Genomic DNA, 17,434 nt, shown 5'->3' on the forward strand with positions numbered 1-17,434 from the left:
GGCTATCCGATCTGATTAAGGATCAAGGTATCGGGAATGGCGGGCGTAAAGATCGCCAGCTGGGCGGGATGGGTGATGCCAAGCGCAATCTCCGCCGCTCTGGCTTCGACCCAGGAGATGGGTGGCCGGACCAGCTGTCCGCTGCCTTCGGCGCGATAAGCGCTTTCCGGCAGTCCATCGAAGGTATCCACGTCCACATAAGCCACCCCCTCCACCCCCTGGATCAGACCGATGATCTGCCCCAACGCCACCGACTGCGCCAAGGCCTGCCGATCGAAGCCGAAGCGCGCCAGCAGCGCGGCCCGGACAGCGGCGGCGACCGGCTCCCACAGATAGTCGGGCTGGAGTCGGATATTGGCGCTGAGCACCATGACGATCAATTCACGGACGGCCAAGCGGACCGGCACCGCCGGGTCGCCGAAGCGGCGCAGCGAAGCGAGCAGGTTGAGGTAGACGTCGGCGTGCGGGTTGATGGGGATATCGTCCGCGCCGGCGATGGTAAGGTGGATAAAGGCCCGGCCCCGGTCGTGCAGGCGGCAGGCCATCGCCTTGCCGATGCCGGCGAAGGTGCGGGCGAAATCCGCGTAATCCTGGACGGATACCAGCCGGTCCAGTGCCATCACCGCCATGGGCGCATTCTCGCGGGCCTGGTCCAGGCTCTCCCGGTCCGCGCCGCCGGCGGCGCGGTCGGGATTGATCACCTCCTTGACGCCCAGCGGCCGGGTTTGCAGCAAGGTGATCTGGCCGGCCCGGACATTGCCGGGGCGGCCGATACCGTTGCGGTAGACGGCCTTGATATTCTCCACCCCGGTCGGCGGACGGGCGCCCTGCTCGCCGTTGCCGAACTGCACCGTGGTGATATCGGCATTGTCGGTCTTGCCGACAAATACGCGGTCGCGCGGACCCAGCCCCGCGAGGGTGTCGGTCTCGTGCCAGGCCATATCATTGACGTAGATCCGCAAGGTACTTGCCACCCCGCTGGGGGTCGGCGCCGACACGAAGGTCAGCGGGGGCTGCTTGAGCGCAAAGGCGGACATGGGCTTGGCGCCGTCGCCGCTGCCCAGTGTCTCGTGGCGGGTCTCGCCATGGGTGGCCTTGACCACATTGCCGTAGATCCGCAGGGACGCGCGTTTGTAGCGGTAAGCCAGGCTGTTGGCCAGTTGCAGGGTGGTGCGGATCTGGTCGCCGGGCAAGGTGGCATCGAAGCTTTGGCTTACGCCGGCGATCATCACCCGCTCGGAGACCATTACCCCGCTAACCGTCTGCCCGCCGGTTTCGATATCGCTGCGCTCACCGGCAACGATGATCCAGCGTCCCGATTCGAGCCCGTCATAGAGCCGCGCCAGCTCGATGCTGCTGCCCGCCACATCGGCATCGATCGGTGCTTCGGCCAGTGCAAGCCCGTGGCTCTGGGCAAATACCGTGAGCGGTCTCGCACTCGCCAGGGTGGTGTCATGGGCACTGTCGCGCCAGGGCTTTTCCAAGTCCAGCAGGGTGGATTTGCCGGTCATGCCGAAGGCAGCCCGCGCCGTGGTCGCGACATCCAGCACCGTGGCGATGGTCGATAACTGGCCATCCCGCATCAGCAAGGCCAGGCTGCCGGGCACGATCTGCTCGAAGCCGCTCTCCAGCGCCATCTGGCTGCTCGACAGTAAGCGAGCGTCGAGTTCGATCTCCGTGGTACTGCGGAAAATGGCTCGCAGCCGTTCGGTCCGGTTGCCCGGTGCGGCTGCCGTGGCGCCAAGCCTGACGTCCACGACCAAACCATCGCAAGCAACATGCAGCGTCTGGGTGCCGCCGCCCTCTTCGATCCGCAAGGCCATTTCGCGTACCAAGCCATCCTTGAAGGTGAAGCGAACCCTGGCGCCCTGGTCGAGGTCGCCGGTGACCCGCACCGTGACGATATTCAGCGAAAACTCCCGTTCATTGAACACCGACTGATCGGACTGGAACAGCTGGCCGTTCCAGTTGCCGCTGACCTGGAAAATCCATTGCGTGCCACCGTCGCCGTCATCCCCCACCTGCAGCTGAAGCTTGATGTCCGTATCGCCGGGGAGCGGCCAATCCTCGTAGTGGCTGATCCGGCCAGCGGTATCGAGCATCGGCCTGAGCGGTGCCGTGCTGCCGAACGGCGCAGCCTTGACGCCAAAGCCGATGATACGGGCCGCTGTTTGCGCTGCCGTGGCCCCACTGGCCCAGGCCGTGTAGAGATGTTGTTTGATGGCCGGGTTGAAAAAGCCCAGCAACTGCGCTTGTACATCGCTCTCGCCGGACAGCATCTGGCTCAAGCTACGCCGCAATCCCGCGCTGGAACGGGCCGCCGGCAAGGCGGGTAATCTGGACAGGGGCTTCCCCAGCCGGCGCAGGATGCTCAAGGCGCTGGTGGATGTCGACGGCTGGCCCGTCGATATCGCGATGGGTGCGGCCGCCAAGGCGGACGGCAGCAGCTTGACGATCGTGCGCTGCCTTTCGAAATCGGCTTCGGCACTGGCCACCTGCCGCAGCATGGGCGCGCCCAGCCCCAGGAACAGCAAGGGATCGTTCGGTTTCAAGCCTGTTTCGGTGCCTGCCAAAACCAGGCTGTCCATACTCGGGATGCCGTTGGCGGTCAGCCGCTGCGGCCGGGTCAGGCGCACTTGCAGATTGCTCCACTCGGCACGGGCCAGCAGGGTTTCGCTGGTCTCGAACGATTGCGGCAGCTCGTCCGGCGCCGGGATGCTCTGCGAGCGGGCGCCGGCGGCGATTTCAACCGGAGTGGTCTGGTTGGCGTCCACGGTGTAGGCCAGATAGACGCTGGCGGCGACGCCGGGGCGCAGGGCATAGCCCACCAGCCGCGCCAGCTCCAGCACCGACCGCCGCTCGGTCGCGGTCCGCAGGTAGGCCTCATTGGCCAGCCGCTCCTGGTAGAAAGTCAGTACGTCGGCCACGCAGGCCCAGCCGTCGAGCAGGGCAATGGCGGCGTCGGCGGGATCGCGGGTAGTCAGGCCGGACAAGGGGGTATAGCGGGCGTCCAGTTGGCCGCCCGGACCCTTTGCTTCCAGCTTGAGGCTGCCTAAGCGGGCCTTCATCGAGTCGAGGAAGCGCCAATGGGTGCCTACCCGGTAGGCTATGGCGTCCAACCCGGGCCGGTTCGCTATCCTTGCCGGGGTGCGCAGCCGGACACCCTCGCAGCAGCCGCAACCGGTACATCCGCAGGTCTTGCTGCCCATATCAGCGTCCTCCATCCACGACAATATCCAGCACACCGTGCTCCGGGAAGCTGGGGTCATTGTCCAATTGCGCGATTTCGCCGTTGCCCAGCGGCAGGATGCCCTGCTCGATTTCCCGATTGGCCGCTTCGAATTGCCGTCGCAAAGCCGTCACGCTGGCGCATTGCACCCCCGGCACCGCCTGCGCGGCCGCCACGATGCTGCTGACCGTGATGCCTGCGCCGAAGCTCAGCTGGTCGGGATGGAAGAAGCCTCGCTTGCCGCCGGGCAGCGTTTTCTTGCCGAAGACCGTCAGCAATGCCGCTTTGACGGCAGCGCGTTCCATATGGGGCAAGGCGCAGACATGCAACTTCAAATACAGCGGGACATAGCGTGCCTGGACGACCGCCAGGTCATGGCCGATGCGGCGATACGGCGCCAGGCCCGCCGCGATGGCCTCTCTTTGCAGTGGTGCCAGTATCTCGCTACCCAAAGGATCGATCGCAAGCTGGGCTTCGTACCAACTACCGGTCCACGCCAGCTTGGCCGCTGCACGCTGGATGCCGCCCATGCGCTCGGCCAGCGTCTGGTAATCGGCCGCCGTGACGGCACGTTCGATCCACTTGCGGAACTGCCGAGGGGCATAGAGCTTGGCTTCCGCCAGCGGCTCGGCCGGCTTCCCGCCCCTGGCCGGCAGCGGGTTGCGAATACGCAGGCCATCCCCCGCTGAAAAACCATCCAGCAATAAATGGCGGATCGCCTCGGCGCCTACATTGCCGGCCGTGCCACCCCCGACCCGATATCGCGCCTGGAATCCGTCGCCCGCCACGGGTGCGCTGCCCAGTTCGCCGTCACCGAACCGTAGATGGGCGATCGCAGCGTTATCCATCTCCACCACGAAATGAAGGTCGTCCGGTCCGCTTGCCAGCAGATCGTACCGAGGCTGCCATGCTTGCTCGCCCTGCCCCGCCCTGCTGCTGGATAGCCAGATCTGCGGCAGCGCCTGGCGTACGTCCTGGTCCAGGCGGCTTGCCGCTGCCTGCCAGATTCCACCGACTGGATCGTCATCGGGCAGCGGCTGGCTGAAAACCAGCGGCCCACGGGCCAGGGTGGGCTGGTAGGGGCCGGCCGCGACGCGGACTTCGCCGGGCAGGCCGGCACAGCGGCAGCTCGCCGAGCTGCCGGCTGCCGGTACCGTTCCTAGCCCTTCCTGGCCTTGGGATGGCGTGGTCCGGCCATGGTCGACCAAGACGATATTGCCGCGCGCGACCGTGACCTTCTCCAGATAGGCGCAGTCGGGCGCCGGGCCGATGGCCGATAGGCAGAAGCTGAATGGCAGCGCATCGGCGATCGACCACTCGACGTCGAGACAGGGCGTCGGGCGACCGTGCTTGTCCAGCAGCACTTCATCCTGAACCGGTGTCACGCGGATCAGGCGCACCGCGTGGCGCCTGGCCGGATCGGCGTCTTCGGCCAGGCCGGTCCCCGGGCCGATGACCTCTTCCAGGACCAGCACATCGCCTGGTTTCAGCCGGAGCGCACGTTCGCCGCCACCGAGCGCGGGGGGCTCGTTCGGGGCCGGATCGACCGGCCAGGCATCCAGCAAGGTCGCCGAGGTGCTGCCCTGCTCCAGGCAGCAAGCGCGCTGCCCCCAGCCATGGAAATGGATCTCGCTGTGGGAGGCGTATATCGTGGCCGGCGCCATGGCTTCGAATAGCTCATGGTCGGCGGCAGGCAGGCTGGCCAGCAATTCGCTATCGATAATGGCTTTACCGTTGGCACGGGCATCTTGCAGGCTGGTGACAAAGGCCGTGCCGGCCGCAAGCGGGAAATCCACGGCGCTTTCTATCGCCACCCAGGCGCGCGCATTGCATCCCTCGTGCAGGCGGTAGTCGACCAGCCTGGCGTGCCGCCGCACCGAAATACGCTGCCGTGCGGTATCCAGATAGGCCTCGGTACCGACCGCATCCTGGTAGTAGCTGAGGTGGTCGCCGACATAGGCCAGCAGCTCCACCAGCGCCATGCCCACGTCGGCCGCATGGTGCTCTCGCCATTGCGGCATCAGCACCGCCCAGCGATCCAGGATCAATTGCCGGAAGCTCTGGTAATCCTTGGCCAGGTAATTCAGGTCGGGCTCGACGGGGAGCGCCTCCACGCAGCTGGGGGCTTGCCGGCAATCCAGGTCGGTGGGGCAGTCGATCTTGAAACTGAAAGCCAACCGGTCATAGCGCGGATCGATCCGCTCCACGCCAAGCAACCGCAGGGTGTAAGTCGAGAAATCGCCATAGCGGTCCAGAAACACCGTCAGGAAATCATCGCGCTCGGGGTCGGGGTCGATGGTGGGCTCCACGGCCACGACGCGTATGCCGGTCACCCGGCGACCGCCTTCGATACGCAGCCACGGCACCTCGCCGACGATCTTCTCGCTCAGCTGCGGCGGCAGCTTGCCGAGAAAATAGACCTGCAGCGATAGCTGGTCGCCGGCCACCTCGAGGTAATCGAGTCCGTTAAGGTCTTGCCGCTGCCGCACCGCTTGCCGGCGCGCGTCCCGTTCGCAACAGTCGCTCATGGCTGGGCCTCGTCAGATTTGCCGTTGGAAGCGTGCGTTTTGTGCCTGGCCGCTCGCGCGGATAAGGTAGTCGAGATCCACGCTCAAGCTCGCCTCGTCGGCCTGCACCTGCAGATCGCGCACTTCGACCACGTCGCCCAGCCAGCGCACCATGGCGGCTTGCACGGTAAGCTGCACCACCGCCGCCAACTCGGGGCTATTGGGCGCGAACACCAGCTGCAGCAAGCCGCAGCCGAAGTCGGGGCGATTGACCCGCTCACCGGGCTGGGTGAACAGCAGTTGCTCGATCATGTCGCGGATGTGGCCGGCCTCATCGGTGGTGGCGGTACAGCCACGGCCATTGAAGTGCAGCGGGAAGTCGATATGCATGGTCTGGGTTCCCTGTTCCGAAGCCGCCTTACAAAGCGGTGACGCGCGTTTGCGTCACGGCCGCCATCATCGGGGTGCCGGTTGGCGCGCACAGCGAAGCGCCCGCGTTCACCGCCAGCGGCTGGCCATTGGATAGCACCCGGGTGGTACCGCTCAGCCACTGCCCGGTCACGCAGGGACCGTTGCCGTTCGGCGGGGGCGGAAACGGGCAGCCCGCCACCAGATAAGTCGTACTCAGCAGCACCGTCGGCTGGCCACTGACCAGTACGCGTGGATTGGGCACGGCCGGCTGGGCCTGTCCGCCATGGGCGCAGAGCACTTGGGCACCGATATGAACCAAAAGTCCTGGCATGCCATTACCTCCTCCTGATCGGCGCAGGCTCTGGTCGGCCGCGCTCGCCTTGGATCTCAAATCACCGTCAAGGCACCGTTATTCATGGTGATGGCCGGGCCGATCAGGGTGATGGTCGCGCCCTTGCCGTTGGATAAATAGATGCCCGAGTCGTTGACCACGATCATGGCGCCGGTGGTGCTTTTCAGCATGATCCCGCCGGTGATGGGGCTGGGCGGCATATCGCTGAGCGAGATCGAATGCTGCAGCAATGTCTGCAGCACGATATTCGGATCGGCCGGATTGCCCAGCGTGGCCAGGGGCGGGACATCGGACGGCGCGCCGAAGCGGCAGCCGGTCCAGATCGGGTAGCCAGGATCGCCTTGTTCGAACTCCACCCACACCCCGGCGCCGATGGGCGGCACCAGGTACACCCCCATGGGTGGCCCGGTCGGTCCGGCCAGCGGTGCGCAGGCCTCGCACCAATTGGATGGCAGCAGGCCGAGTACGTCCGGCACCATGCAGATCATGCGGCCGCGTCGCTCCGGATCGACATTGATCAGTACCGTGCCTCTATATTTGCCGTAGAAGCGCCTGGCAGCTGGGGAATCGCTCATGCCGGCACCTTTGGCGTCAGGGAAATCAGCCCGTCGCGGCTTAGCTGGAAGTTCTGCTTGTATTCGCCCCGCTTGATGCTGTGGGTCACGCTATTGACGTAATACAAGCCGTCGTAAGCCAGCCCGGCCCCCCGCACCCCCACCAGCATGCGCGAGCGCAGGATGCGGCCATAGCGCACCACATCGAGCGACCCCGTGGCGCTCACCGCGTCGGCGGCGTTGAACACGATGCCGAGGATCTCCTGCGCGGCCTTGGCCGGATTGTTCTTGGCGGCTCCTTCCTGCTGCTCGATGCGCCAGGGCACCGGTAGCTTGACGCCCAGCGGCGGCCGCAGGACGGAGATATTCGGTACCGGGATTGGTATGGCGATGCGGCCCGTTACCGGGTCCATGATCTCGTACAGGACGATCTTCTTCTGCAAGCCGTCGAGGCTGAAACTCAAGGATTCGACATTGGTATGGGCGTCCATATTCACGCTCAGGGCCGGTTGCGGCACGGGAATGCGGATATCCGGTCCGAAATAGGCAATGCTTTGCCCGGGCGCGGGCCGGGCTCGACATAGAAGACATAGCCGGCCTGGCTGGCCAGGTAGCGGATATAGCTGCGATCGGTGCCGCGCTGGGTCGGGTTGCTATTGGTCGGAATTACCACATCGGGCGGGATGGGCGGGATGGCCAGCGGCACCACGCCAAACGCCGCATACTTGGCCAGGATCAGGTAGATCCGCGCGATTTCGGGCATGGCCGGGTACGGCAGGCCGGTCAGATCCACCAGGTCCATCAGGGCGCTGAGATCCTCGCCGGTGATGGTGAGGGTCGATTGGCCCGGTTCGCTGCTGGGGCTCAACTCCTGCCGCGTTACCACGCCATCCATCAAGACCTGCGGGCTGCCGTTCACGGTCATCAGAATGATGACCCGGGTGGATATGGGGTCGAAATAGCCGGTGGGCAGCAGGGTCGTCAGCAGCGGCGATTTCTTGCCCACCGTGAAGCTGAGCTGGAAGCCGCTGGTATCGCGCGCGCTGGTCACCTGGGCACTGACCAGGGCATCCATCAAGGCCTGGGGTGCCGGCACCGGCACGGCCGGACCGATCAGCAAGGTCAGGTGGCCCCCTTTAAGCATTCGATGCTCCAGGGATACCCTCGGGCAAGGTAATGCGCAGGATGCGTCCAATGCGTTCGGTCAGTTCGGCCGGCCGCATGGCCCGATTGGCATCCGCCAGGCGCCAGCAGGCTTCCGGATCGCCCAGGTAAGCCGAGGCCAGGTTATCCAGCCTATCGCCCTGCTGCACCTCATGCCGCTGCCAGTCGGCAAAGCGTTCCGGCTGGGGTATGAAGCGGCGCCGCAGGTAGACCACCTGGCGACCGTCGGCCAGCCGCAGGCTGCTGGTCTCTATACCGTAATAACGGCTGGTGGGAGGGAAGTTGTACTGAGTCGCCATACCACGCCTTCCTTAGATACCGGATATGCCCAAGGCGCCGAGGGAGCCGGCTTGATAGGCCGCCGCCATCTGTTCCTTGGCCCGCAGGTAGCTCATGAACAAGCCACCGCTCCTGTCGTTGAAGCCTACGTCGTCCACGCTCAAGACCCGCATGCCCAGGCTGATCTTGGCGCGGATAGGGTTAAGCGACGTGTCGAACGCTTCCTCGGTCACGCTGAATTCGGTCAAGCGGACCGGCGCGATACGTTTTGGGCCGAATACGAACACCGTCAGCGTCGCCTCCGCGGCCAGTATCTCCAGGCTACCGGCCGAGGCCGCCGCATGATTGGCCTGCAAGGTGGCGCTGCTCGGATAGACCAGGATCTCCAAGGCCGCCAGGATAGGATGCAGGCCCACCTGGGTCGCTTGCCGGTTCGCTTCGGCCAACTGGTCGGTGGCGTCGATTTCGGCTTCCAGCTTGAACGATTCGACCGGCGGCCCTTTCAGCCGCAGGGCCTCGCTACGGTCGCCCCCTTCCGGCCCTACGCCCTTGATCTGCAGGCTGCGCGTCAGGGTATCGGGGTTGTACTGCAGCGGAATCACCCGCTGCACCACCCCGCTGACGGGATGGACCAGCACGATGCCGCCCTTGAGCAGGCGGGGAGAGCCAGGGAAGGCGGTCATGGTGCGAATTGCCTTTCCGCCGACAGGGGCGGTTTGTGCTGCGATAAATCGGTTTGTCCGAGCTCATGCAAACAGCAGCGGCCCCAGGGTGCGGGCCAGCGAGGTGAAAAACGCAGCGATGGCGGTACCGATCTCCGCCAAGGTGGCACCGGCCGCGATCACGGCCGCGACCTCCCACAAGGCGATGGCCGCGATCACCACGCCCACGGCGATGGCCAGATACTTGAGTACCTCAAGCAGTGCCTCGCCGGCTGCGGCGGCGGCCTGCGCGACCACCGCGCCGACCATGGCAGCCACGGCCACGGGAATCGCCTCCCCGACCAGCCCGTTCATACGGCGCTCCAGTTCACGCATGACTTCTTGCGCGGTGACCTGGGCCGCCCCGACGCAAAGCGCGGTCAAGATATTTTGCAAAATTTGCCGAAGTTGGCGCTTGACGGTACGCCTTACCTCGGCGATCACCCGATCCTTCATCGTCTCGATGGCAATACGCACCGCCCGGTCCGCCTGGCCCTGTAACAGCCCGTCTAACTGGTCTATCAGGGGCCCGGCGCTGCCGAGCAGGTCGACCAGTCCGGCCGCGGGGCCCAGCAGGCCTTGCAGCTGGCCGCCGATCGCCGGCTCGGCCAATAGGCGTTCCAGTGCCTGGCGGATGGAGGTGGATTGGATGGCCTGGTCGATGGCCGGCACCAGATGGCCATCGATAAACCGATCGACCAGCAACTCCGCCCCGGAGACCAGCGGATCAATAAAGCTTTCCGGGCTGCGCAGGGTGGAGCCGCAGACGTAGATATTGGTGTCCTGCCCGCCGATGGCCTTGAAGGCAATCAGCCCGTCGCGGCACCAGGACACCGAAGTGGGTGTATTGCCCGGGCCTAGCCGTATGGGTGAAGGGATATTCAGCCGCGACGTCGGCATCGGCCGGACCGAAGTGATGACCGGAGGAGGGCCACGCCGCCGCATGCCCCAGCGCTCTTCCAGGAAGAGCAAGTTCTCATTGCCCTTCTGGACATAGTTCTCAAGTTGCAGTTCCGCATCGGTGATCAGCGTCCACGACCCTCGTTTGACCTCGATCACTTCCAATTCCGTACCATTCAGCATAGCCAAGTCCGCCGAGCCGACCCCGGCTCGGCCGGCCCGTCCCACACCGCCATATATAACCGAACGGGCCTGTCTGGGACGGCGGTAGTAGGAGTCGATGTAGGGTCTAAAGCTACTGTCGGGAATCGGCAGCTCGCGTTCGACCGGGCCCGCCGTGGCCAGCCGGGTGGCCAGATCCCTTTGCACGGTCGATTCGGCGATGACCTGTTCTTCGCGGGCATCCAGGATGGAACGGCACATGGGAAAAGCCATCAGCATCTGGGGCGCACGTAGCTTGACCCCAGCCGCCTTGCCGCGCACCGCGCGATCGGCGCCCAGATCTGCTTCGCGTTCCAGTGCATCGTGGTCCCGCCGCGCCGAGGCATCGAAGGCCTGCGCAGTCGGGGCGCCTTGTGCCTGCTGCACCACATGGGTCAGCTCATGCGCCAACAGCCAGCGGCCGCTGGGCATATGCGGCGTAAACGCGCCTTGGCGGAAATAGATATCGTCCCCGATGGTGAAGGCCAGCGCCCTCTCCTGCCGAGTCTGCCGGTCCGCCTCGCCATCGGTATGCACCCTGACCTGGGAGAAATCGTGGCCGAAACTGCGTTCCATATCGCGACGGATGGTGGCTTCCAGCGGTCTGCCCGCGCCGACGGCTAGCCGCCCCAGGTCCGGCGGGCCGGCGGCATCGGCCGCTTGGCGCTGTAGCTGTTGGTGGATCGAGCTGATCCGTCCCGGCTTGGTCCCGGCCAGGATGCGATCGGCCGAGCGGTCGGCCTCAAGTTCCAAGGGATCGTCACTGCTGCCACCGGTGCCCTTGCGCTGCTTCTTCTTGCCGCAAGCCTCGCACTCGCCGCCAGCCGTGGTGTGGTTGCCGCATTCGCACTTGCGCTGCAGCACGCCTGTCGCCGCCGGCTTGGCCGGCGGTACCTTGGCCGCGGTCTGTGCGCTTTGCTGGTCGCTCATGGTGTGTGCATCACGGGAAGGCCGCCGCGAAGTCGGCCGCCGGCATCACGATGGCGCCGGATTGCCACTGCCATTTTTCCAGCGGGGTCGCCTGGATCACGTTCGGATTGGTAGCCGGCATTTCCCAATGCACCTCATAGACCTGGCCATTGATCAGCAAGGTCATATGGGTACCGCCCCGAGCGGAAATCACCCCCAAAGGGACCTTCTTCAGCTGGTCCAGGGCGCTGAAGGTGGGCGCCTTGGTGGTGGATTTCGGCCGGTAGTCGATGATGGACTTGGTCTTCTCGACCGCGACGTCATCCTTGGTATACAAGCCTTTTTCCCGGACCCGCTTATAGGCCGAGGGATGCTCGGAAGTGCCATCCTCGGGATTGCGCGGACTGGGCGCCCAGAACACGCCTTTCCAGCCGGCCTTGGTTTCCAGCGCGGTCTGCAGGGCGGTACCGCGCAGGCCGCCGCTACCGCTGAGTTTGCTTGCCTCGGTCGCCACCGCCTTCCAGGTTGCGCCGTCGCCCTTGGCGCCAAACGCATACTTGAGGATGTCGTAGACATACTGCGTGCAGTCGGACTGCGCGACGCCCGGGGTGATGGTGCTGCACTTGTTGCCCTGCAAGGTGCCGACCCCGCCGCTCGCGATGGCGGCCTGGTGTTCCAGCATGGCATCCCGTGCCTTGGCTGCGCCTACTTCGCCCAGGCTGTGGCTGGCGGGCGCCGCGCCGATCTTGGCCAGGGCGGGCCTATCCATGACCGCCACGATATTGCTGGTATTGACGAAGAAGGTCTGGTCCGCGTAGGCCAGCGGCGAGCCATCCTTGCGGGCCACGCAGCGCAGGGTGCAACGGCCGTGGCCGAGCTGGCCCTTGACGTTCTGTTCCGACAGTTCGAATTGCGCGGTCAAGGCGCCGGGGCGGCCCGGCACGGTACTGAAACCATCGGCCAGCTTGTCGTTGGCATCATAGAGCTCCCAGCTTTGATGGTTCGCCCCGGTGGCGCTGATATTCGGCTTGATCGTTTGGGTGGCGACCTTGGCGCCGCCGGCCAGATTGATGTCGGCGATGGGGGTGATGCCGACCTGGGCCCGGTCATAGACCGCGGTGGCGCCCTTCCAGCTGGGCGCGGCAGGCGTGCGCTGCAGGACGCTCGCGCCGATGCTGGCGCCGACGGGCGGACGCACCTCCGCTTGCTCGCTGCTGCGCGCATCCGCTTCGTGGGCACGGCTCTCATCGAGGGGGATGGTACTGGGCCGGTCGTCGCTGGCCTGCTGGCCCACGTGGGTCAATTCATGCGCCAGCAGCCGCTGTCCTTCGCGGCTGTCCGGCCTGAACTGGCCATGGTTGAATACCACGTCCTGGCCCACGGTGTAGGCACGCGCGGCCACCGCATCGGCCGATTCCGCCGCCTTGGCATCGCCATGGATGCGAACTCCGCTGAAGTCCCGCCCCAGCTGCATTTCATAAGGGCGGCGGATTTCCTCGGCCAAGGGTGTCCCGGCGCCATGGATAACCTCGCCGACCACCGGCGGCGCAATTTGCGGCACATTGTCCGGCACCGGTGGGCGCGACAGGGTGGCGCCCTCCTGCTTGCCACGGCTTTCCAGCGTGGCTTTCATATGACCGTCACTCATCTTGGCCGCCTCCGGGCATCAGGTCGATGCGGGCCAGCACCGCTGCGGCGATCCGTGGCCCAAATTGCGCCGGCTGCAGGCTCTCTACCTGCATTGGCGCAACCGGCGCGTCGGCGCGTCCCTTTTCGGCCATGCCCGCCGCCGCGCGGCCTCGCAGCAAGCTGGCCAGCTCCGTTTCGACCGCCGCGCGCAAGTCGGCGGCTTGACCGGGGCGTATATCCAATCCCTCGATCACCAAACGTTCGATATGGAGTTCGACGTTCATCACGACCGCCCCCCGCTCTGTATGGCCCGGAATTCCGACTCATTGATCTGCTTGTCCAGCTTACGCAGTTCGGTGCGGGTGGCCGACAGCAGCAGCGGCATACTGACCGCGCCGGCTTCGACTGCCGCGGCGAAGGCGGCATTCAGGGCGATGCTCTGGATATTGCCGCCGGACAGGTTGAAACGTGCCAGGCGCTCGAAGTCCAAGCCCTCACTGGGCACGGTCGGCGCCAACGCCTTCTGCCACATCAATTTGCGCTCCGGCAGGCCGGGGAAAGGGAAATTGACGATAAAACGCAGGCGCCGCATAAAGGCGGCATCCAGGGCGCTTTTCATATTCGTGGCCAGGATGGCGATGCCGGAAAAGCTCTCCATGCGCTGCAGCAGATAGTTGACTTCGATATTGGCGTAGCGGTCGTGGCTGTCCTTGACCTCGCTGCGCTTGCCGAACAGTGCATCCGCCTCGTCGAAGAACAGGATGGCGCCGCCCTGTTCGGCCGCGTCGAACAGCTTGCGCAGGTTTTTCTCGGTCTCGCCGATGTATTTGCTGACGATGGCCGACAGGTCGATACGGTATAAGGCCAGTTGCAGCGCATTGGCCAATACTTCAGCCGCCATGGTCTTGCCGGTACCGCTCTCACCGGCAAACAGCGCGCTGATGCCCAGCCCTCGCGTCATCTTTTGCGCATAACCCCAGTCCTGGTAAACCCGGTAGCGGCCATGCACCTGGGTGACGATCTGCTTGAGCAGGCTGCTTGCCTCCGCCGGCAGGACCAGGTCATCCCAATCCGCCTTGGGCTCCAGCCGCTGCGCCAACAGGTCGAGGCGGGGGCGGGCCAGTTCGCAGCATTGCCGCCAAAGCTGCGGCGGCAGCGGTCCCGCCGTTTGCTCGGCCAGCCCGGCAACCTGGTCGATATCGCGCAGGCTTAAACAAAACTGGCCGGCCAGCAGGGCGGCGGTCTCGGCATGGTCGCCGGCGGCATCCCGTTCCGCCAACACGTCCAGCCAGGCATCGCGCTGCTCCGCCGGGGTCGGCTTGGACACGGTGGTGCCGTAGCTATTGGCCAGCGGCCATGCCGGCCGTTCGCGCACGCTGACGAACACCAGGCCCAGGTCGCGCGTCAATAGCCACTGCAAGGCGCTGGCCTGTTCATGCCCGGCACTCTCCCACTCGCCGGCATCGATATGAATCGCCACGCCCAGCAGCATGGTTTCGCGCTGCCAAAGACGGGCGAAGGTCTCCAGCTCGGTACGCGCGGTCGGGATATCCGCCAGGCTCAATCGATAGAGGCGGCGCTGCAGGCCTGCCGCAACCTGGTCGGCCACGGCGGCCTTGCTACCGTCGTCCACGCCTAGCAGCAATACCACGGGTACCCGTCCGGCGGCTGCCCCCAGATGCAACTGGGCGGCGATCTCGCTCGCCACCTGGCTTTGCGAGGCGGACAGGCTGCCGGAGTCGGCCAGCGGCGCGCCCAGCAGCAGGCCAAGACGCTCGTCCAGTACATTCAGTCCCTTGATGCAATTGACGATGCGCTCGTCCGCGCGCAGCCCTGCCGCGGTCAGGGGCGTGGTGCCGGGTTGATTGATCTCCAACAGGCGCAGGTAGCGCAAGGGACGGTGGGGCGACAGCGCCTCCCAGGCAGGGTCGCTGAAGGCTTGCATGGCCAGGGCAAAGCTCGGGTAGCCGCGGCAGCCTGGAATCGCCGCGCAGAGCGCGGCTTGGCTGGGATCCAATTCGGCGGCCACGCACAGCAGCAAGGTATCGCGCTCGAAATCGGACAATCCCATCCGATCGGCCAGTTGCAGCAAGGCCGGCAACGGCTCGCACCGCGCGGCCGCCTCACGCGCGGCACTCACCTGCTCCAGCAGATTGGCGCTGCTCGGCGCCGGCAGCGCGACCTGCCCTACCGGCGCGCCATTCGATTTGCCGCCCTTGAACCAATCCAGCAAGCCTGGCGTGGGGCCAACCGTGCCGACCGGCGGCGCATCGCCGACGTCGCCGGGAACCAGCGCGGTCAAGGTCAACCGCAACCATTGCAGCGAGGCGGCCAGGTAGCGGTTATTGGCGTCTAGCCAGCCGGTATCGCTCATGGCACGGTCACCTTTAACGCGGAATCGAAATCCAGGCGGCCGCTCTGCGGATCGACCGTGACCGGCAGGCTGTCTATGCCGTCCACCCGCAATCTCAGCAAATACTCGCCGGCCGGCACATTCGGCACTTCGAACGACACCGCCGTTGGCGCGAGCGGATCAAGCGGGGTATCGAGCAGGGTTGGAACCAGCGTCCGTGAACCGAATAGCAGCGAGCAAGCGGGTAATTGCCGCGCTTGCAACCGAGGTACGCAATCGAGCTGCACGATATCGCCTGGATTGCACACCGCGGGACTGGCCGGCGCCGCCAACGCCACGATGGGCGCCAGGGCGATGGGGACGGTATTCGAGCGGAAAATCGGCAGCGAGGCCTGGCTGACCCGCAGCGACAGGCTCAGGATGCCGCTGGCCCACTCATGAATGGCCTGCGGCCGCTCGGCCAGGCTGGGCAGCTGTACCAACAGCGATCCTTCACGTGGTCCGGCGCTTACCGGCAGGATCAGCGCCTGGCCGGCCTGGATGTTTTCCAAAACGGCGGCCACATCGGGCGACGCTTGCAAGTGGCTGCCCAGGATCACGATGCCGTCGCCCAAGCGCACCGCCGGCAAGGCATCGGCCAAGGCCGATCTGGCCATGGAGAGCGCCGGGTACGGCGTGGCGATGGCGGCCGGCCCCCGGTCGTCCTGGCCGCGCTTGAGCACCGGCAGCGGGGCGTGGGCGGCGCCGGTAGCCTGGATCAGGACCACCGACACGGTATAGGCCATGCTTAGCCGATAGCGGGCCTGCATGGCGGTCCATAGCTTCGACAACTCGTCCGGGTTGAGATAAAGCGGCGAGATCTTGACCATTTCCACCTGGTCGGCCAGGTCCACGGCGGACAGCGAACCGAATACGCCGGGAACGGCGATGCCATCGACCGGCGATGGCGCATCCAGGGCGATCCGCAGTTGTTCGCGGGTCAGTACCGGGTTTTCGTGCAGCAACTGCATGGCAAAGCCCAGCAGGATTTCGGCGTTCATATCCTGGCTGCCGTGCGCGCTGAGCAGATAGTGCAGGTCCAGTGCCAGCGGCGGATAGCCGACCCGGCCGCCCAGGCTGTCCCGCCCCGGCAGCCCCGCATTGCGCCAGCCGAGATTGGGCGAGACCTGGTAGAGAAATAGATTGAGCTGGTTGGGTTCGTCGCTGCCGGAAGCAATCCGGTCCGGTGGCGAAGCCGACACGGTATAGCTGCCTATCGCGGCCAGGTCGTGGTTGATCAAGCCATTGTTGAGCAGGTCCTTGAGCGCGACGGTGACGGCCGCAATGGCGAGGGGTCCGCTCATCGCCGGCCTCCATTGCGTGTCTTCAAATACGCCTCCAGGCTAAGCCTGGGGGCGGCGGGCTGGGTCGATTGCGTAGTCCTGGCCGGCGTGGCGCTGGCCTTGATCTCGATGCGGCCGATGTTGATATGTATCGTGGCCGGCGGCGGCGGCGCGAGCGGCGCGGCCGGCAGGCGTGGGCCGGCGGCGAGGGGCTTGGGCAACGGCGGAAACAGCGGCTGCAGATTGGGACGGGGCGGAACAGCCGGCGGGGCCGCGCCCGGATGCACCGCCATGCGCTGTTTCGTGCGGGTCGGTGGCGGCGACACCCCCTCTTCCGCCGGCTTGGCGCCGGCTATGGCCATGGCGTCCACTTGCTTCAATGGCGGCGCCGAAAGCGGCGTCCTGCGGATTGGCGTAGCGACGGGATCGTCGGTCAACGCCGCCACGCCCGCCCTTGTTGCGGCTACCGCAGCCGATGGGGTCTGGATTCGGGCATCGATGGCCGCTGCGATCCGCACCTCGCCCGCGTTGGCATGCGGGGGCCGGCTTGCCAAGGGCAGCTTCCCGCCCCGCTCGGCACGGTGATCCAATCCCACCGCGCCAGCCGGTACGTCCAGACTGGATTCGGACGAGCGTTGAAGCAATTCCGATTCGTCGCCTGCATCGCGCGGCCGAGCAAGGGGCTGTCGATCGCCTACATTTGGCAAATGGCGGCCCGGGTGGTCGCCGAATCGGCTAGCGGGCGCCGCATCGGGGAGTGGGCCGCCGGGCCATTCGTGCAGCGCGCTGTCTTGTAGCGCCGGCAGCGAAATATCCGGCGACGAGCGTACGGCTACCGATTCGTAGCGGCTCGCCTGCCGCCGTTGCAGCACCGCGCCCTGCCCCAGCGAGCGATCCAGCAGTCCGGCAAAAAAATCGCTCAT

The 17,434-nt window shown here is 65.8% G+C and carries 15 protein-coding genes; all 15 read right to left on the reverse strand.

Annotation, left to right across the window (positions count from 1 at the left end):
• Positions 1-2: 2 nt before the first annotated feature.
• The 15 genes from FNU76_RS23065 to FNU76_RS23130 all read right to left on the reverse strand — a co-directional run bounded on the left by FNU76_RS23065 (position 3) and on the right by FNU76_RS23130 (position 17,434).
• On the reverse strand, positions 3-3,209 hold the full coding sequence (locus FNU76_RS23065) for a putative baseplate assembly protein (RefSeq protein WP_223879155.1): 3,207 nt from the start codon (positions 3,207-3,209) through the stop codon (positions 3-5).
• A 1-nt stretch (position 3,210) separates the two neighbouring features.
• Positions 3,211-5,757, reverse strand: coding sequence for a putative baseplate assembly protein (locus FNU76_RS23070; RefSeq protein WP_144280377.1), 2,547 nt, complete (start codon positions 5,755-5,757; stop codon positions 3,211-3,213).
• Between the two features lie 12 nt (positions 5,758-5,769).
• Positions 5,770-6,126, reverse strand: coding sequence for a GPW/gp25 family protein (locus tag FNU76_RS23075; protein ID WP_144280378.1), 357 nt, complete (start codon positions 6,124-6,126; stop codon positions 5,770-5,772).
• A 28-nt stretch (positions 6,127-6,154) separates the two neighbouring features.
• Complete coding sequence (locus tag FNU76_RS23080; protein WP_144280379.1) at positions 6,155-6,478, reverse strand: hypothetical protein; 324 nt, start codon at positions 6,476-6,478, stop codon at positions 6,155-6,157.
• 56 nt (positions 6,479-6,534) lie between these two features.
• Complete coding sequence (locus FNU76_RS23085; protein ID WP_144280380.1) at positions 6,535-7,074, reverse strand: phage baseplate assembly protein V; 540 nt, start codon at positions 7,072-7,074, stop codon at positions 6,535-6,537.
• Positions 7,071-7,571, reverse strand: a complete 501-nt coding sequence (locus tag FNU76_RS24795) for a hypothetical protein (protein WP_223879156.1) — start codon at positions 7,569-7,571, stop codon at positions 7,071-7,073. Before FNU76_RS24795 ends, FNU76_RS23085 begins: the two co-directional genes overlap by 4 nt.
• The gene (locus tag FNU76_RS24800; protein WP_223879157.1) at positions 7,553-8,197 is read right to left on the reverse strand and encodes a hypothetical protein; all 645 of its coding nucleotides are present in this window, start codon (positions 8,195-8,197) and stop codon (positions 7,553-7,555) included. The genes FNU76_RS24795 and FNU76_RS24800 overlap by 19 nt, the downstream gene beginning before the upstream one ends.
• Positions 8,190-8,516, reverse strand: a complete 327-nt coding sequence (locus FNU76_RS23095; RefSeq protein WP_144280381.1) for a LysM peptidoglycan-binding domain-containing protein — start codon at positions 8,514-8,516, stop codon at positions 8,190-8,192. The genes FNU76_RS24800 and FNU76_RS23095 overlap by 8 nt, the downstream gene beginning before the upstream one ends.
• Before the next feature lie 12 nt (positions 8,517-8,528).
• Entirely contained in the window at positions 8,529-9,179 is a 651-nt protein-coding gene (locus tag FNU76_RS23100; protein ID WP_144280382.1) for a hypothetical protein, read from the reverse strand.
• A gap of 63 nt (positions 9,180-9,242) precedes the next feature.
• On the reverse strand, positions 9,243-11,228 hold the full coding sequence (locus FNU76_RS23105; RefSeq protein WP_144280383.1) for an eCIS core domain-containing protein: 1,986 nt from the start codon (positions 11,226-11,228) through the stop codon (positions 9,243-9,245).
• Between the two features lie 10 nt (positions 11,229-11,238).
• Positions 11,239-12,855, reverse strand: coding sequence for an eCIS core domain-containing protein (locus tag FNU76_RS23110; protein ID WP_144280384.1), 1,617 nt, complete (start codon positions 12,853-12,855; stop codon positions 11,239-11,241).
• Positions 12,848-13,120, reverse strand: coding sequence for a hypothetical protein (locus FNU76_RS23115; protein ID WP_144280385.1), 273 nt, complete (start codon positions 13,118-13,120; stop codon positions 12,848-12,850). Before FNU76_RS23115 ends, FNU76_RS23110 begins: the two co-directional genes overlap by 8 nt.
• On the reverse strand, positions 13,120-15,210 hold the full coding sequence (locus FNU76_RS23120; RefSeq protein ID WP_144280386.1) for an ATP-binding protein: 2,091 nt from the start codon (positions 15,208-15,210) through the stop codon (positions 13,120-13,122). Before FNU76_RS23120 ends, FNU76_RS23115 begins: the two co-directional genes overlap by 1 nt.
• Positions 15,207-16,532 (reverse strand): Pvc16 family protein, encoded by a 1,326-nt coding sequence (locus FNU76_RS23125; protein WP_144280387.1) that lies wholly within the window; start codon positions 16,530-16,532, stop codon positions 15,207-15,209. The genes FNU76_RS23120 and FNU76_RS23125 overlap by 4 nt, the downstream gene beginning before the upstream one ends.
• A complete protein-coding gene (locus FNU76_RS23130; protein WP_144280388.1) occupies positions 16,529-17,434 on the reverse strand; it encodes a hypothetical protein in 906 nt (301 codons plus the stop codon). Before FNU76_RS23130 ends, FNU76_RS23125 begins: the two co-directional genes overlap by 4 nt.

The sequence above is a fragment of the Chitinimonas arctica genome, from assembly GCF_007431345.1.
GTDB classification, from domain to species: Bacteria; Pseudomonadota; Gammaproteobacteria; order Burkholderiales; family Chitinimonadaceae; genus Chitinimonas; species Chitinimonas arctica.

Bases quoted from the DNA above. Each gene is read 5' to 3' on its own strand.
- FNU76_RS23065 (WP_223879155.1), bottom strand. From the start codon at position 3,209: ATGGGCAGCAAGACCTGCGGATGTACCGGTTGCGGCTGCTGCGAGGGT.
- FNU76_RS23070 (WP_144280377.1), bottom strand. From the start codon at position 5,757: ATGAGCGACTGTTGCGAACGGGACGCGCGCCGGCAAGCGGTGCGGCAG.
- FNU76_RS23075 (WP_144280378.1), bottom strand. From the start codon at position 6,126: ATGCATATCGACTTCCCGCTGCACTTCAATGGCCGTGGCTGTACCGCC.
- FNU76_RS23080 (WP_144280379.1), bottom strand. From the start codon at position 6,478: ATGCCAGGACTTTTGGTTCATATCGGTGCCCAAGTGCTCTGCGCCCAT.
- FNU76_RS23085 (WP_144280380.1), bottom strand. From the start codon at position 7,074: ATGAGCGATTCCCCAGCTGCCAGGCGCTTCTACGGCAAATATAGAGGC.
- FNU76_RS24800 (WP_223879157.1), bottom strand. From the start codon at position 8,197: ATGCTTAAAGGGGGCCACCTGACCTTGCTGATCGGTCCGGCCGTGCCG.
- FNU76_RS23095 (WP_144280381.1), bottom strand. From the start codon at position 8,516: ATGGCGACTCAGTACAACTTCCCTCCCACCAGCCGTTATTACGGTATA.
- FNU76_RS23100 (WP_144280382.1), bottom strand. From the start codon at position 9,179: ATGACCGCCTTCCCTGGCTCTCCCCGCCTGCTCAAGGGCGGCATCGTG.
- FNU76_RS23105 (WP_144280383.1), bottom strand. From the start codon at position 11,228: ATGAGCGACCAGCAAAGCGCACAGACCGCGGCCAAGGTACCGCCGGCC.
- FNU76_RS23110 (WP_144280384.1), bottom strand. From the start codon at position 12,855: ATGAGTGACGGTCATATGAAAGCCACGCTGGAAAGCCGTGGCAAGCAG.
- FNU76_RS23115 (WP_144280385.1), bottom strand. From the start codon at position 13,120: ATGAACGTCGAACTCCATATCGAACGTTTGGTGATCGAGGGATTGGAT.
- FNU76_RS23120 (WP_144280386.1), bottom strand. From the start codon at position 15,210: ATGAGCGATACCGGCTGGCTAGACGCCAATAACCGCTACCTGGCCGCC.
- FNU76_RS23125 (WP_144280387.1), bottom strand. From the start codon at position 16,532: ATGAGCGGACCCCTCGCCATTGCGGCCGTCACCGTCGCGCTCAAGGAC.
- FNU76_RS23130 (WP_144280388.1), bottom strand. From the start codon at position 17,434: ATGAGCGATTTTTTTGCCGGACTGCTGGATCGCTCGCTGGGGCAGGGC.